Source organism: Lonepinella sp. BR2271 (assembly GCF_051851515.1).
GTDB lineage: Bacteria > Pseudomonadota > Gammaproteobacteria > Enterobacterales > Pasteurellaceae > Lonepinella.
Genome location: NZ_JBPDVF010000004.1, coordinates 62,790 through 78,612, shown reverse-complemented (window position 1 = coordinate 78,612; position 15,823 = coordinate 62,790). Strand labels below are relative to the sequence as shown.

General features: G+C 41.8%; 16 protein-coding genes and 2 pseudogenes. 12 read left to right on the top strand and 6 right to left on the bottom strand.

Annotation, left to right across the window (positions count from 1 at the left end; genetic code table 11):
• Positions 1-38: 38 nt before the first annotated feature.
• The gene (locus tag ACTG7X_RS04740; RefSeq protein WP_439257379.1) at positions 39-1,925 is read right to left on the bottom strand and encodes a hypothetical protein; all 1,887 of its coding nucleotides are present in this window, start codon (positions 1,923-1,925) and stop codon (positions 39-41) included.
• Positions 1,926-2,128: 203 nt separating this feature from the next.
• On the opposite strand from ACTG7X_RS04740, the gene ACTG7X_RS04735 reads away from it, so the two are divergent.
• On the top strand, positions 2,129-4,093 hold the full coding sequence (locus tag ACTG7X_RS04735; protein ID WP_439257378.1) for a site-specific recombinase: 1,965 nt from the start codon (positions 2,129-2,131) through the stop codon (positions 4,091-4,093).
• 112 nt (positions 4,094-4,205) lie between these two features.
• Positions 4,206-4,323: pseudogene (locus ACTG7X_RS04730) on the top strand (IS3 family transposase); the annotation flags it as partial.
• A gap of 82 nt (positions 4,324-4,405) precedes the next feature.
• Here the strand turns inward: ACTG7X_RS04730 and ACTG7X_RS04725 are convergent.
• From ACTG7X_RS04725 to ACTG7X_RS04705, 5 genes and pseudogenes are all read right to left on the bottom strand, one after another.
• Positions 4,406-4,702, bottom strand: coding sequence for a YfcZ/YiiS family protein (locus ACTG7X_RS04725; RefSeq protein WP_439240350.1), 297 nt, complete (start codon positions 4,700-4,702; stop codon positions 4,406-4,408).
• Between the two features lie 144 nt (positions 4,703-4,846).
• On the bottom strand, positions 4,847-6,505 hold the full coding sequence (locus tag ACTG7X_RS04720; RefSeq protein ID WP_439257376.1) for a fructose-specific PTS transporter subunit EIIC: 1,659 nt from the start codon (positions 6,503-6,505) through the stop codon (positions 4,847-4,849).
• A 3-nt stretch (positions 6,506-6,508) separates the two neighbouring features.
• Positions 6,509-7,453 (bottom strand): 1-phosphofructokinase, encoded by a 945-nt coding sequence (gene fruK, locus ACTG7X_RS04715; protein WP_439257374.1) that lies wholly within the window; start codon positions 7,451-7,453, stop codon positions 6,509-6,511.
• Between the two features lie 5 nt (positions 7,454-7,458).
• Positions 7,459-8,574, bottom strand: a pseudogene (fruB, locus tag ACTG7X_RS04710) (fused PTS fructose transporter subunit IIA/HPr protein); the annotation flags it as partial.
• Positions 8,575-8,634: 60 nt separating this feature from the next.
• Positions 8,635-9,147, bottom strand: coding sequence for a hypothetical protein (locus tag ACTG7X_RS04705; RefSeq protein ID WP_439257372.1), 513 nt, complete (start codon positions 9,145-9,147; stop codon positions 8,635-8,637).
• A gap of 213 nt (positions 9,148-9,360) precedes the next feature.
• On the opposite strand from ACTG7X_RS04705, the gene ftsB reads away from it, so the two are divergent.
• From ftsB to ACTG7X_RS04655, 10 genes are all read left to right on the top strand, one after another.
• On the top strand, positions 9,361-9,642 hold the full coding sequence (gene ftsB, locus ACTG7X_RS04700) for a cell division protein FtsB (protein ID WP_439257370.1): 282 nt from the start codon (positions 9,361-9,363) through the stop codon (positions 9,640-9,642).
• Positions 9,639-10,382 carry a 2-C-methyl-D-erythritol 4-phosphate cytidylyltransferase gene (gene ispD / locus ACTG7X_RS04695; protein ID WP_439257368.1) on the top strand — a complete coding sequence of 248 codons (744 nt, stop codon included), beginning with the start codon at positions 9,639-9,641 and terminating at the stop codon, positions 10,380-10,382. Before ftsB ends, ispD begins: the two co-directional genes overlap by 4 nt.
• A complete protein-coding gene (ispF, locus tag ACTG7X_RS04690) occupies positions 10,379-10,855 on the top strand; it encodes a 2-C-methyl-D-erythritol 2,4-cyclodiphosphate synthase (RefSeq protein WP_439257367.1) in 477 nt (158 codons plus the stop codon). Before ispD ends, ispF begins: the two co-directional genes overlap by 4 nt.
• A complete protein-coding gene (truD, locus tag ACTG7X_RS04685; RefSeq protein WP_439257366.1) occupies positions 10,855-11,868 on the top strand; it encodes a tRNA pseudouridine(13) synthase TruD in 1,014 nt (337 codons plus the stop codon). The genes ispF and truD overlap by 1 nt, the downstream gene beginning before the upstream one ends.
• Positions 11,869-11,876: 8 nt before the next feature.
• Positions 11,877-12,617, top strand: coding sequence for a 5'/3'-nucleotidase SurE (surE, locus tag ACTG7X_RS04680; RefSeq protein WP_439257365.1), 741 nt, complete (start codon positions 11,877-11,879; stop codon positions 12,615-12,617).
• 39 nt (positions 12,618-12,656) lie between these two features.
• On the top strand, positions 12,657-13,232 hold the full coding sequence (locus ACTG7X_RS04675) for a YqaA family protein (protein WP_439257363.1): 576 nt from the start codon (positions 12,657-12,659) through the stop codon (positions 13,230-13,232).
• An 8-nt stretch (positions 13,233-13,240) separates the two neighbouring features.
• Positions 13,241-13,441, top strand: coding sequence for a hypothetical protein (locus ACTG7X_RS04670; protein WP_439257362.1), 201 nt, complete (start codon positions 13,241-13,243; stop codon positions 13,439-13,441).
• Between the two features lie 15 nt (positions 13,442-13,456).
• Positions 13,457-14,776 carry a murein hydrolase activator NlpD gene (gene nlpD, locus ACTG7X_RS04665; RefSeq protein WP_439257530.1) on the top strand — a complete coding sequence of 440 codons (1,320 nt, stop codon included), beginning with the start codon at positions 13,457-13,459 and terminating at the stop codon, positions 14,774-14,776.
• A gap of 201 nt (positions 14,777-14,977) precedes the next feature.
• Positions 14,978-15,502, top strand: coding sequence for a ferredoxin-type protein NapF (gene napF, locus ACTG7X_RS04660; RefSeq protein WP_439257360.1), 525 nt, complete (start codon positions 14,978-14,980; stop codon positions 15,500-15,502).
• Positions 15,503-15,508: 6 nt separating this feature from the next.
• Entirely contained in the window at positions 15,509-15,772 is a 264-nt protein-coding gene (locus ACTG7X_RS04655; protein WP_439257358.1) for a chaperone NapD, read from the top strand.
• The last annotated feature ends 51 nt before the right edge of the window (positions 15,773-15,823 follow it).

The window sequence follows — 15,823 nt, the reverse complement described above, 5'->3', positions numbered from 1 at the left end:
AAAAGCAATAATTTAATAAAATTATTGCTTTTTATGTTTTAACTGTTAAGGACACTACTATAATTGACTTCTTCCTGTTTATTATAATTGTTATTACTATAACTTTCTACTGCTTCTTTTGATTTTTTAATATCTGCAACTGCCAAAATTTTCTTTTCACTTTCACTCATGTGTTCAAATTCAACTTCTTTTGGCTGATCATAATTTTGTATTAATTGATCAAGTTTTTTTGAATCTAAGTGAGTTGCATTATTAAATTTATCTAAAATATCACTATTCTTAACCCTTACTATATTTCCATCAATTAAAATTTCATTTCTCTTGTGTGGTTCATCTTGCAAACTCTTAATGTGCATCAATATTTCAATATCTTTTTCAGTTAATTTTTCCCCATTATTTAACCTATTAAACATATCATAAACATCAAGAGATTTAATCCCTTCATCTTTACTAATATAATTTTCTACAGCCATTGCAACAGTGTAATAATTATCCTTTTTTTCCTGATAATGTTTAAAAAATTCCCTATTTATTTTAGTGTGATCTGGATTGATAGCAGGATTATTTTCCAAGTCTTTATCCAATAGGCTGATGATCCTTGCTGTGGCTGCTTCATCAAAGTTCATACCCTCAAGCACTGTTTTAAACAGATAATGATCATTGCCATAGGCTTGGCTTTTGGCATATAAATTCCTAAAAAAGGCATTATTGATCACATCTTTTTGGGCATCTTTATCACCAGCCATATAAAGAATTAATTGAGAATTTAATAACTGTCCAATTCTAGTATCTTGTTCAGATTTGACTATATTGATAATATCCCATTTTGAGACAGAATCTGCACCAAACTTTTTATAAATATCAAAAGCCTGATCCAATCTATTGCTTAAATTATGGTAAAGTTCATCAGCAGGTTTATTAAATAATTCATTCTTTTTAAAAGGATATGAAAAAACATCTTTAATAAAACCACCCACATCCTTAACATGCTTAATTTTCCTAATTTTCTTACTATCATCAAAAGTTTTATTTCTCTCTATTTCTTGCTTAATCATTTGGGCAGAAATATGTTGAAATGCTTCTTTAACTTGAGGGTCTTGCTCTGTTGCAATTTTTTTATCTAATATTTTTTTATATTTTATTCTTGATTCTTCATCATCAGGATCAGTTCTTATGCTTCCATCTTTATTTATCTGGATCTTAACACCATATTGATCTCCAATCTCTGTAGCAGTAATAAAAATTTGAGAATAATAGTCTATTTGTTCTTTTGTTGCATTCTCTATGCCAAAATATTGTTTACAAAAATCTTTATTCTTAAATTTTTTGGATAATTTATGACTATGTGTAGGATGTGTAGGTTGGAAACTTTGTAAATCATTTAGGGCTTTATTAATATTTTCTGTATTGGTTGCATTTACTAATATAACTTTAGCAAGATTTTCTGTATTTTTTTCAGTTGGATTTTTTAGAAAGGCTTTATAAGTTTGTTCAGAAACTTCTTTTTGTTGCTCTTTGGTCATTTCTTTCCATTGACTTGGATTAGTCATATTATCCATAACATACTTATATAACTCATATCCCTTCAACATATTCAACTGCTGCAAATTAAACTGCTGACCAGTTTTAATTTCCTGCTGTTGCTTTTTAGCATGTTCCTTTTTCTCTTCCAAATTCTGCACCAAATTTGCCATCACCTGCTGCATTTTTTCCACTTGTGGTTTATGGCTATCTGCAATCTCTTGAAATTTAGGATTATCCTTTAACTTGCTTTCCATCTGATTTAATAAAGCAGTTTTTTGACCAATAGGAATAGACAAATTAGCCACCACATTCATCACATTAAATAAATTTTCAATATCTTTTTCATCATTTATTTGTGGAATGGTGGCAAGATAATTTTGCAAGTCAAATTTTTTATCCATAATTATTTTTATCTGAGGAGTTTATTAATTATTACTTCTATTGTAAAAAATTAACAAAATTTTTATTATAAACTGATGTAATTTTGAGCAATTTAAATGGAAATCTCATCAACACATTGGTTAAACACGGCTAAGAGATTTTAGCTTGAACTTTTCAGCACAAAACCTATCATAATAGGGTAGACGAACAACAAAGAGAAATTATGACGATACCATTTATTCAACCACGCTTGGATCAACTGTTGGCCGATATGCAGGCGCAAAATGATCCTTTCGTGTTATTGCAAACCTTTTGCCAATATTTACGTGACGGCGGACAATGTCAAGCCAATGAACGGGTGAACTTATTTATTGGGCTATTACAACAACATCCTGACTTTGCCAATAGGATCTCTCGCTTGCTGTGCCGTTGGTTATGCCAAATGCGGTTGTATCCCTTGTTGGTGAGCAGTGGCATTTTAAGCCGTGATGGCTTTGGCAAGGAGATGAAACAACGGCTGTATGAAAAAATGAATCCCGCCTTTAAGGACAGCAAAGATTTACGTGATGTGTTCTTTATGTTATTTCATGATCGCCGAGATCTGGCGTGGCTTAAGGCGATTTCGGTGAAAACTTGGGTAAACCTGTTTGCCACCTTTCAGCACTACACAGAACAAGCCGATCAAAATTGGTTGCATCAACATCTTTATCATGAGGGCTATTCCGCCATTGAAATGTTAGCCATCTGGTTGGCGGCGGAAGATTTGGAACCCGAATTAATGCGACTTGATCCCAATTTATTAGACGCCCATTCGCCATTTGTGGCGTTGCAAAAAGAAGTGGCACAATGGTTAAGCGCTCAACAACAGGGTGAACATTATGACGATAGCCATTTGCAAGTCATGCTGTCGCAATGTCGCAAACAAATTGATCGCTTTCATAAACGTGGCGTGGTGGCGGGTTCTTCCTTAGGTGTGGCGCATTTGTTGGAGCGGTTAACCCAAACTTTGGATCGCTTGGTGTTGCTCAAAGGGTTGTTCAGTACCTCAAAATTATCCTTATTGCGCTTATTACAAGCCACCGAAATATTTGCCGAGGCCGCTACCGATCAACATAATATTGCGGTACTTTGGAAACAAAGCGCAAGCATGCTTTCTCGCACCATTGCACAAAACACCAGCGACCATGGCGAGCATTATGTGACACGCAGCAAAAAAGAATATTTTGCCATGTTTTACTCTGCGGCGGGTGGCGGGATTTTAATTGCGCTGATGGCTTTATTGAAAATTTATTTGGGTGATGTGATTGAGGATAAGCTCTGGAAAAGTGTGGCTTATGGCTTGAACTATGGTCTGGGCTTTATGCTGATTTTTATGTTGCATTTTACCGTCGCCACCAAACAGCCCGCCATGACCGCCGCCCGTTTTGCCGAGGCCGTGGAACGCAACCCGCAAGGGCGAGCGGTGAACATGAAACTGGCACAATTATTGATTGATGTTGTGCGCTCTCAAACCATTGCCGTGCTAGGCAATGTGGCGTTCGCCATGGGATTAAGTGCGTTAATCGCCCATTTTTATGCGCAACAAAAAGGCGTGGCGTTGTTGGATCACGCCGCCATTGACTACCAACTGCACGCCATTGACCCCACACAAGGCGCTTTATGGTTCGCCGCCATTGCGGGCGTGTGGTTATTCTGTTCGGGGATTATTTCGGGCTATTTTGATAACCGCAGTAATTACCTCAACAGCAAAATGCGCTTGCGTTATCATCCCGTGTTGAAATACCTGATGCCTGAAAAATGCCGGATTGGCATTGCAAATTATTTACATGACAATTACGGCTCCTTAATGGGAAATTTCTGTTTCGGTATGCTGTTAGGATTAACCGGTCTGGTGGGCTATTGGCTAGGCTTACCCCTTGATATTCGCCATGTGGCCTTTTCCTCGGCCAATCTTGGCTATGTGGCCGTTAGCGGTGAATTAAGTCAGCCATTAATTTGGCAAAACCTCGGCTTTGTGTTGTTGATCGGTGTGGTGAATTTATTGGTGAGTTTCACCTTGGCACTGCGTGTGGCATTGAAGTCGCTCAACACGGAAATCGACAGTTGGTGTGAAATCGCACGTTGCCTTTGTGAGATTATCCGTAAGCGCCCTCTGAGCTTGTTCTTGCCGCTGCAGTTGGAGAAATAAACGAAAACTGCGGTGAAAATAATCTGCACCCCAAAAGTTGGACTAATAACCAGCTAAGTAAGGTGCAGATTTTTATGACTAAATACAACCAAGCGTTTAAACAACAAAAATGGGGCGAATGAAAACGGAGCATTTTTATGGGAAATCCTCGCTATTATAATGAAGAGGGTATTCAGTTAAAATTAAAAGGACTGACTCCGATACAATATCGTCTTCAGTCCTTGATGTAAGTCTCTAACTTTTTTGGGGGAGATCATTTTACCGCAGTTTACAAAGCTCAGATAGCTATTGATCAAATGATCAAAAAACGGATTAGATCGCTCTTGTGCCTAACTGAAAGATCACCACTTCGGCTTGACAGCTAAAAGTGAAATTTCCTGTCAATCGGAACCCGCCCTCTACGGGGGTAATATCACTTTCAATTTGACAAGGTTCATCTTCACTTTCTGTATCACGAGCTTTTTGTACCAATTTTGCTAATGCTTTTTCTGCCTCTTCTTGAGTCACATAAATTTTATCAAATTGTGCTGAACGTTCGCTATTATCAATAATTGAACCAACGTCAAAAGTATTACAACCTACGCATTCAATGGGTTTATCTGATTTCATGGCTATTCCTATTTTAATAATGAAAGACTGGGGTTACTTTAATACTAAATGCTTTGGGGATCAACCTTTTCCACTCAATAACAATAAAAAACCCTTGTAAATACAAGGGTTTTGTTAAAAATATGTTATTTTAAACTGCGGTCATTATTTCACAAGTTTCGGCTTAATCACAGAATACAACACACCAGTTACTAATGAACCGACTGCAATTGCACATAAATACATCAATGGTTGTGAAACCAACGGCACCACAAATACCCCACCATGCGGTGCAGGTAAGCTGATATTTAAGCTCATTGAAATTGCCCCCGCTGTCGCCCCACCGAGTACGCTTGATAAAATCACACGTAATGGGTCAGCCGCCACAAATGGCAAAGCACCCTCAGAAATAAAGCAAAGTCCTAACACAAAACCGGCATTACCTGCGTTGCGTTGAGCGTCGTCAAATTTACTGCGAGCAATCCATGTGGCAATGGCCATCCCAATCGGTGGCACCATACCTGCAGCCATCACCGCTGCCATTGGTGTCGTAATACCGGATGTTATCAAACCCGTACCAAACACGTAAGCCGCTTTATTGACTGGGCCACCCATATCAATACACATCATACCGCCGAGCAAAGCACCAAATAAAATGGCATTAGTTGAACCTAAACCGGCTAACCAACTTTCTAACCATTTCATGGCAAAAGCCACCGGTGGATTTAAATAATGAATCAACAACCAACCCACAATAGCAGTACCAAACAACGGCAAAATTAAAATCGGTTTTAACGCACTCATGCTGGCCGGTAATTTGATAAATTGATTTAACCCTTTCACCACATAACCTGCAAGGAAACCAGCGATAATCCCGCCTAAAATCCCAGCACCAGCACTGGCGACAAGTGAACCACCGACTAAACCGACTGCCAATCCGGGACGGTCGGCAATGGAATATGCCACATAACCGGCGAACACGGCAATCATCAAACCAAATGCCGCACCACCCAATGTCATCATATCGTGACCAAAGGTACCTACATTTTCTTCATTACCTACATAAATACCACCAATGGCAAAAGCAATCAATAAACCACCTGCGACGACAATCGGCAACATGTGTGACACGCCTGTCATTAGATGTTTATAAAATCCTTTGCGTTCAGTTTTAGCCGTTTCGTTTTTCTCTCCACTGGCTGACTGATAAATTTTCGCCTCCACAAAGGCTTTTTCAAATTCCTGTGCGGTTTTCTTTAAAGCTAATCCCGTAGAAGTGCGATACATCGGTTTGCCTTGGAATTTATCCAAATCCACATCAATATCCGCTGCCACAAAGACTAAATCTGCTTGCGTCAGTTCGTCATCAGTAATCGGCGTGCCTGCCCCCACTTGACCTCGAGTTTCCACTCGCACATTCCAACCCATTTTTTTACCATAGGCTTCAATGGCTTCGGCAGACATAAAGGTATGTGCCACACCGGTTGGGCAAGCGGTGACCGCTACAATATTACGTCCAGAAATTGTGCCATTTTGCACCGCAGTTTGTGCTGGTGCAACATAATCCACCGCATTATTGTGTACCTGTTCTAAGGCTAACTCAGGAGATTGGAAAGCGGTTTCTATCTCCACTAACGCCACTTTTTTACCTGAAAGTGCGGTTAAATTGGGTAAGGTTTTCCCCACCACTAAGGCTACATCCGCAGATTCTGCTTGTTCGACGAGCTCAACACCTTGAGTTTGAGCGATTTGAGTTAAACGTTGGCGAATTAAAAAGGCTTTGGCCTGTCCAACGTTTTCAGAAAATGTAATAAAAATACGCATAATTTATCCTTCAATAACCGTGATTTTAACTTGTTGCAAAATAGGATCGAGCAATGTTGGATCACTCACGCCCACGTTACTTTGCGATACAGCAAAAGCAGATACCGCACTAGCAAATGCCAAAGTATCGGCTTGTGAAAGCTGATTCACCGCACCATAAATTAACCCTGCCACCATGGAATCGCCTGCCCCCACCGTACTCACCACATTTTCACAACGTGGTGGTTCGGCTCGCACAATGCCTTGTTCACTTAACCACAATGAGCCTTTTGCTCCCATAGAAATCACCACATTCGCAATGCCTTGTGTCTGTAATTTCTTCGCAGCTTGAATAATTTCATCAAGAGAATTTAACGGCTGACCGATCCAAGCCTCCAATTCACGGTGGTTAGGTTTAACCAACCATGGATTAGCCGTTAGTCCTGCTGTCAATGCTGCATTGGAACTGTCTAACACGACTTTCACACCGACGTTAGCTAATTGTTTTAACCAATCGGCAAATTGTTCAGGACTCACACCACGTGGCAAACTGCCACATACCGCCACAATGTCAAACTGGCGGCAATAATCTAAGGATGAAATCACAAAGGTTTGCCAATCTTGCGGTTGCACTTGATAACCTAAGAAATTCAGGTCGGTTACATCTGCCTCGGTTTCAGTAATTTTGACATTAATTCGTGTTTTGCCTGCAATACGTTGAAAGCGATCTTCTAAGCCAAGGCTTTGGAATAGATGTTCAAAATCGCCCACATTATCTTCGCCTAAAAAGCCACCTACGGCGACGTTCACGCCTAAATCATTGAGGACTTTGGCGACATTAATGCCCTTGCCCGCAGGAAATAACCCGAGCGTTTCCACTTGGTTGACTTCGCCCAATTCAATACGAGCCAAACGTCCGACCAAATCATAGGCGGTGTTGAGCGTAATTGTTGCTACTTTTTTGCTCATTATTACTCCCCTAAGCCAGCCGCAATCGCCGCACCGATACCGTCAATGGCTTGTTGAGCCTGTTCGCCCGTTGCCACAAAACGTAAACGATGCCCTTTAACGGCACCTAAAGACACAATTTTCATCGCACTTTTCGCACTCACTAAGGCACCACCACGATCTAGATTTTGCACAAGCACAGTCGCATTATATTTTTTCACTTCATTAACTAACACGGCTCCAGGGCGAGCATGTACACCATGTTCATTTTTAATCGTAAATGTCCCTTCGACTTCTTGGGCAGAATTTGTATCCGCTACGTTTACAGGTTCAACAACCACCGTTTCGCCATTTAATGCGGATACGATTTGTGTCGCCGAACCTTGCAATAAACATTGTTGCACTTGTGGATCTAGCAAACGAGCTAACACTTGATTTACACCATCATCTTTAACAGACACCGTAATTAGTGCTAATGGATGATTTTTTGCACGGCTCACGGCTAACCCATTTTTCAGATTTCCTTGCGAACTGTCAGTTAACCATAAACCTTGTCCTAACGGTAACGCAGATGAACTTACTACATCAGAAACAAAGGATTTTTCCACCGCACCTTGACGTTCTAAATTGCCGGCATTAATCGCCGTTAACGTCAACAGATTATCGGTTTCCACATTTAGCATAATCGTTTCAGCAGACACCACTAAATTTTGGCTTTCACCTAATAATAATGCACGGAATTTGTTTACATCAGGCTCTTTGGCCAATCTTGCCGCAGTATCTTCATCCCCTAAAATTTGGGTTAATTGACGCAACAAGGTTAAATGTTCATCAGTACGGGCCGCAATAGCAATCACCACGTAAGCGATATTGTCCTCACTCCATTCAATCCCTTGAGGGAATTGAAACACCGCCACGCCAGTTTGTTTCACCAAGTCACGAGTTTCCAATGTACCGTGAGGAATCGCAATCCCGTTGCCTAAAAAGGTAGAAGTTTGTTGTTCACGAGCCAGCATACCTTGTACATAACCAGCTTCAACCAAGCCAGCTTTGTTCAACGCATCAGCCGCCATCTCAATGGCTTGTTGTTTATTCTCCGCCGTTTGAGCGAGATGAATATAATTTTCAGGTAAATTAAACATTCAGCATGTCTCCTTAAAAATAAAAAAGAGTTAGGCACTCAGCGCACCTAACTCACCACGTTATTTACAAACACTGAGCAATTCTTCACTGCCTTTACTCAAGTATTCATCATCTTCCGATTTTACACGATCTTTTTGCAGATCACGCATCGCATCATAAATCCCTTGCGTCATACTTGGGCGATCAATTTTGGACCAACAATCCGCACTTAAACGACTAAAATTATTCTGCAAATCAGAGGCAAACACCACGCCGCTATAATACGCATGCACATTGCTATCAATACCCGAAGCTAATTTCGCTTTGATCTGATCGATCGATACTAAAATTCTGCCCAAATACCAATCATTTACCCCACTGGTAAACGAATTGACATCATAATCGTCTTTCACCGAACCTTTATAGGTTTGTGCCGTCGCAGAATAGGCTACCGCATAAGATTTCTGATCAATTTGTTCTTTATCCAAATTAATCACGGTTTTTTCACTGCCCATAAAAGGAATATAAGATGTCACTGATGAACAAGCGGACAAACAGGCTAACACAAGTACCAGTGATAATTTTTTGAACATAGGATCTCCTCAAATAAATCCAATCCTACTATATTATACCGCTTGTTGACAAGATGACCAGTAAAAAGAACAAAATTTGTCATCTCCAGCCGATAATAATATAGAAAATGTATTTACCCGAAAAAAGCCACTTTTTCGTTTGTTTTATCCCCATTTTTCCCCTAAACTATGGCAATATCATTTTCTTTCATCAATAGGGTGACTCACAAGATTATGCGTTTATTAATTGTCCTACTCACGGCCGTTTTAATGCTATTCCAATATGATTTTTGGTTTGGCAAAAACGGTTATTTTGATTACCAACATGCGGCTGAAGATATTGCAGTAAAAAAGGCTCAAAATACTAAACTTTCTCAACGTAATCAACTTATTATGGCAGAAATCAAAGATCTAAAAGAAGGCGTCAATGCGATTCAAGAGCGCGCTAGACAGCAATATGAAATGATCAAACCCAATGAAACCTTTTACCGTATTGTGAAAGAAAATAAACAATGATCCAAACGCCCCAAAAATTCACCGCGCTAACTGACACTAGCACACGCCGACTGGTGGCCGTCGTCCCTGCTGCCGGTATTGGTTCGCGTATGCAAACGGATAAACCGAAACAATATTTAACCATTCAAGGGAAAACCATTTTAGAACACAGTTTAAACGTATTACTCACCCACCCAGCCAATATTGAACAAATCATTTTAGCGGTGGCGCCACAGGATTCTTATTTATCGGAATTAAACTGTTTAAAGCAGCCGAGAATTCGTATTATTCAGGGGGGCGAAACTCGCGCGGATAGCGTGTTAAACGGATTAAATCACATTCCCTCAAGCGACAATACATGGGTGTTCGTGCATGATGCTGCCCGTCCTTGCTTAACCCATGGGGATATGGATAAATTACTGGCCGTTAATGATATCAACGGCGCGATTTTGGCCACTCCCGCAATCGACACAATTAAACGTGCGAACAATCACAAACAAATCCAACAAACCGAAGATCGCAATCATATTTGGCTCGCCCAAACGCCACAATTTTTCCCCGCAGATTTATTACGCCATGCCTTACAAACCGCCTTACAACAAGGCCTCGCGATCACTGACGAAGCCTCCGCTATGGAACTGGCTGGATTTCAACCGCACTTAGTGCAAGGCAGAACAGATAATATTAAAGTCACACGCCCCGAAGATTTGGCATTGGCGGCGTTTTATTTATCACAACAGAATACAAAGGAAACACTATGATCCGAATTGGACACGGCTTTGATGTACATGCGTTTGGGCAAGATCGGCCATTGATAATTGGTGGCGTGACTGTCCCTTATCATACCGGATTTATTGCTCACAGTGACGGTGATGTGGCCTTGCATGCGTTGACAGATGCCTTGCTGGGTGCGGTGGCATTAGGCGATATTGGGAAATTATTTCCCGATACGGATATGCAATTTAAAGATATTGATAGCCGCATTTTATTACGTGAAGCCTTTTCACAAGTGCAACAAAAAGGCTATAAAATTGGTAATGTGGACGTCACCATTATTGCTCAAGCACCGAAAATGCGACCGCATATTGATGCCATGCGTGCCGTGATCGCCACGGATTTACAATGCGAACTTGAGCAAGTCAATGTAAAAGCGACCACCACCGAAAAACTCGGTTTTACGGGGCGTGGTGAAGGCATTGCAACGGAAGCGGTCGCATTACTGGTGAAAGCCTGATGTTGGATTTAGCTTATTTACAAACGCAACCCAAACAGACCGCACGGTTAAAAGCCGAATATGCGGATTTCGTGGTAAAAGAGCAACTTGGTTATGACATGTCGGGCGACGGTGAATTTGTGGCGGTTAACGTGCGCAAAACCAATGCAAATACCTTGTTTGTGGGCGAAAAACTGGCCACATTTTGTGGCGTGCATGTACGCAATATGAGTTATGCGGGATTAAAAGATCGCCACGCCGTGACAGAACAATGGTTCAGTATTCAAATGCCGGGCAAACCAACCCCTGATTTTCGCCAATTTCAATTAGAAGGCGTGGAGATTTTAGCGGTCACTCGTCATCATCGAAAAATTCGTATCGGCAGTTTAGACGGCAATCATTTCGAGATTTTATTGCGTCACGTCGTAGAAACGGATGAGCTAACACAACGGTTAGAAAACCTCAAACAGCAAGGTTTCCCGAATTATTTTATGGAACAACGTTTTGGGCGTGACGGTCACAATCTCACACAAGCAAGACGCTTGGCAAAAGGAGAAATTCAAGTCAAGGATCGTAAAAAACGCAGTTTCTATTTATCCGCTGCGCGCAGTGAAATTTTTAATTTGGTGGTATCCAAACGGATAGAGATGGGGGTAGCGAACCAAGTTTTACCGCAGGATATTGTGCAATTAAAAGGGTCACAAAGTTGGTTTGTGGCGGAACAAAACGACGATTTATCCGCCTTACAAGTGCGGTTAAAAAATCAAGATATTTTATTAACTGCGCCCCTTATTGGAGAACAACCTCAACCGGCTTGTGAATTAGAAAATGCGGTGCTTGCCGAACATGTTGAGTTACAACACTTCATGCAACAAGAGCGCGTAAAACCGGCACGCCGACCGCTGTTAATGCAAGCGCAAGAGTTATCTTGGCAATTTGTAGAAAACGGGCTAAAACTGTCGTTTTATTTACCGGCCGGCAGTTATGCTACCGCGTTAGTGCGAGAATTGGTGTTAACCGAACAAGAACAATAGGAAAGCAAATGAATATATTATTATCCAACGACGACGGCTATCACGCCGAGGGCATTCAAATTTTAGCCGATTATTTACGTCGGTTTGCCAATGTGATTGTGGTCGCACCAGACCGTAATCGGAGTGCCGCCTCTAATTCATTAACCTTAGTGGAACCATTGCGCCCACGCAAATTAGACAATGGCGATTACTGCATTAACGGCACGCCGGCCGACTGCGTTCATCTTGCCTTAAACGGCTTTTTGTCTGGGAAAATTGACTTGGTGGTTTCCGGTATTAATGCGGGGGCTAATTTAGGTGATGACACCCTGTATTCTGGTACGGTCGCCGCCGCCATGGAAGGACGTCACTTAGGCTTGCCCTCAGTGGCGGTGTCTTTAGATGGGCGTCAACATTATGAAACGGCCGCCAAAGTGGTGTGCGAACTGGTGCCTCGCTTACATGGTGAACTCTTAAGAACCCGTGAAATGATCAATATTAATGTTCCTGATTTACCTTATGATGAAATCAAAGGGATACAAGTTTGTCGCTTAGGACACCGCGCTTCAGCAGCAGAAATTATTCAACAGCAAGATCCTCGCAATGAAGTGATTTACTGGATCGGCCCCGCCGGCTTACCGGAAGAAGCGGGAGAGGGAACAGATTTTTATGCACTACAACAGGGGTATGTCGCCATCACGCCGATTCAGCCTGATATGACGGCCCATCATTCAATCACTGCTTTACAAAATTGGCTAGACAGTGAATAATAAAGCTCTTTGCTGGTATGATAAAAACAGGATAATTATTTGAAAATTTTCGGTGCAATGTATGATAAAACAATGCAATGGTCAAGGCATCGTTTTGCGACATTTTGGTTGTGTTTGGTGAGTTTTATTGAGGCAATTTTTTTCCCCATTCCACCGGATGTCATGTTAATTCCAATGTCAATGTCAAAACCTCAAAGTGCCTTAAAATTTGCTTTTTACACCGCACTTGCTTCTGCTGTTGGCGGGATGATTGGTTATGGCTTAGGTTATTATGCTTTTGATTACGTTCAGGAATATATTGTTAAATTAGGCTATCAAAGTCAATGGGATAAAGCCATTTCTTGGTTTGAACAATGGGGTATTCTCGTGGTGTTTGTGGCAGGCTTTTCACCGATTCCCTATAAAATATTTACCATTGCTTCTGGTGTCATGCAAATGGCCTTTTTGCCCTTTGTACTCACGGCATTTATTTCACGTTTTGCACGCTTTTTAGTGGTCGCCAAATTAGCCGCTTGGGGCGGTGAAAAATTTGCGGCGAAATTACGTCGTTCTATTGAATTAATTGGCTGGTCAGTGGTTGTGCTGGCCGTCATTGTTTATTTGATGTTGAGATAAGGAAAATGATGAAAAAATTTATTTTTGGACTGACCGTTATCTGTGGCTTAATGGCCTGTTCTGCGGAACCGGTTCAACAACCGAAGCCCAAGGATCCCAATGCCTTACCTGATGGCATTATGCAACCCGTCGCCGGTACTGGCGCGGTAGGTGGGGGCAGTTTTACCCCTGAAATTCAGCAAACGCAAATGCCATCCACGATGAAATAATGAAGAGATTTTATGATGAAAAAGACATTTTTATTACTGCCATTAACGGCATTGATGTTAACCGCTTGTTCAAGTTCTAACCATTCTGCACCTGTTGAAAATGCAGGAGGAACCTTAACACCGGGCATTATGCAACCGGTCGAAAATAATACTTGGGAACCTCAGGTGCAACCAAGCAGTATGCCGGTTGGCATGAACGATCAAGTGGTCGCTCAACCGGTGGCAAATCAAGCGGGTACTTATGCCAATGTGGCGAATACCGCCACCGCGGCAACAGCGACGACAGTCACCGCCACAGCCACTGCACCACAAAGCAACGCGCCAACCTTACAGCAAGTACAACAAACAGCCCAACCGGTCACCACCACAAAAACCGTTTGTAAACCGGTTACGGTAACCAAACAGGTGGCGGCGCCAGTTAGCCAAAATGTCGACATTCCGCGTAACAGCACAACGAACGCACCGGATTACAGCAAAATAGACAAAGGCTTCTACAAAGGCACCAGTTACACAGTGAAAAAAGGCGATACCATGTTCTTAATTGCCTACATTGCAGGACTTGATGTCAAAGAATTAGCTAACCTAAATGGCATGAGCGAACCTTATAAACTCAGCGTGGGACAAACTTTAAAAACCTCAAATGTGCCACACACCACCACGAAAACCGAAACCAAACAAGAATGTAAAGAAGTGACGGTTACTCAGCAACCTGAAGTCACTTATACCACCGCGGCTAATGGCACACAATATGGTTCAGATGGCACCGTCACAGGGCCGGTGAAAGCCGTTGCGGGTTCAGCCGAACAAGCTGTGTCAGGCCCTGTTAAAGCCACGGCCGCATCAGCCACAAGCGCTACCACCATGGCAACCACCGCCACCTCAACCGGTGTCGTGGCAAGTACCGCGGCCAGCTCTGGCGTTGTTGCCAGTGCAAGCAGCAGTTCTCCAGCTACTCCACAGTCAAATATTGCATGGCAATGGCCAACCACGGGCAAAGTGGTGCAAGGATTCTCCAATTCAGATGGTGGTAACAAAGGGGTCGATATTAGTGGCTCAAAAGGCCAAGCGGTTTATGCGGCTGCGGCTGGACGCGTGGTGTATGCAGGTAATGCTTTACGTGGTTATGGTAACTTAATTATTATTAAACATAATGATGATTTCTTAAGTGCTTATGCTCACAATGACAGCATTTCAGTGAGCGATCAACAACAGGTCAAAGCGGGTCAGCAAATTGCCAAAATGGGCAGCTCTGGTACCAACAGCGTGAAACTTCACTTTGAGATTCGTTACAAAGGTAAATCGGTGGATCCAACACGTTATTTACCTAAACGTTAAAAATAACAATTTTCTCTCCGCATTTTTTCTAACAAACCGCCTGATGATTTAGGCGGTTTGCTTTATCTTGATTATTTTATTTGATCTCAATCAAGAAAAAGCCTGAATTTCTCGATAAATACCCCCTTAGGGTAATAATAAAATCACCCAAAACGATTCATAATTAGCCACTATTTAATTTGAGTATATAAAGAGATTTTTTTGCTACACCACCAACCGTCCTTGCCACGCCGTGCTTTCCTACAGGGCAAATTTTTGCAGAGTCTGAAAACCGAACAGCAAAAAATGCAAGGTTATCAGCCAATTCGTCCACCTTGGGCGAAGTTGAATGAATTTTTGGAAAAATGTACGGCATGCGATCACTGTCTCACTGCTTGTGAAACCCAGATTATTATCAAAGGCAAAGACGGATTGCCTGAAATTGATTTCACTCGTGGTGAATGTACTTTTTGCCAACGCTGTGTAGAAAGTTGTACGGAACAGCTATTTCGTTCCACCGAGGAAACTCCTTGGTTACATAAGGTTGAGATACAGGATAGCTGTTTATTAACGCAAAAAATTGAATGCCGTTCCTGTGGTGACAGTTGTGAAAGCCGAGCGATTCGCTTTCGTCCCCAACTGGGTGGCATTGTGGCATTACTTTTAAACTCAGACAGTTGCAATGGCTGTGGGGCGTGCTTGTCAGTTTGCCCAACGCAAGCTATTCATATTTTAGACATGAAATAACCCATAATGAATAACCTAAATCAAAGCGAAAACTGGTATGTGTGTAGCCTTGTGGTGCAAGCAAAGCCCGCCAAATTCGCACAAATAAAAGCCGATATATTAGCGATTCCGCATACCGAGATTCATGCTGAAAATGCCAAAGAGGGTAAGTTAGTGGTGACGATTGAAAGTGATCGCCAGCTCGCTTTAGCGGATCGTATTGATGACGTCAAAGAGATAAATGGCGTTATTGTGGTGTCTTTGATCGCCAATTATCTGGATGAACAATAACTTTTTAACTAATTATTTTTCTTTTAAGAACGTAGAAAAACGTGGGACAAA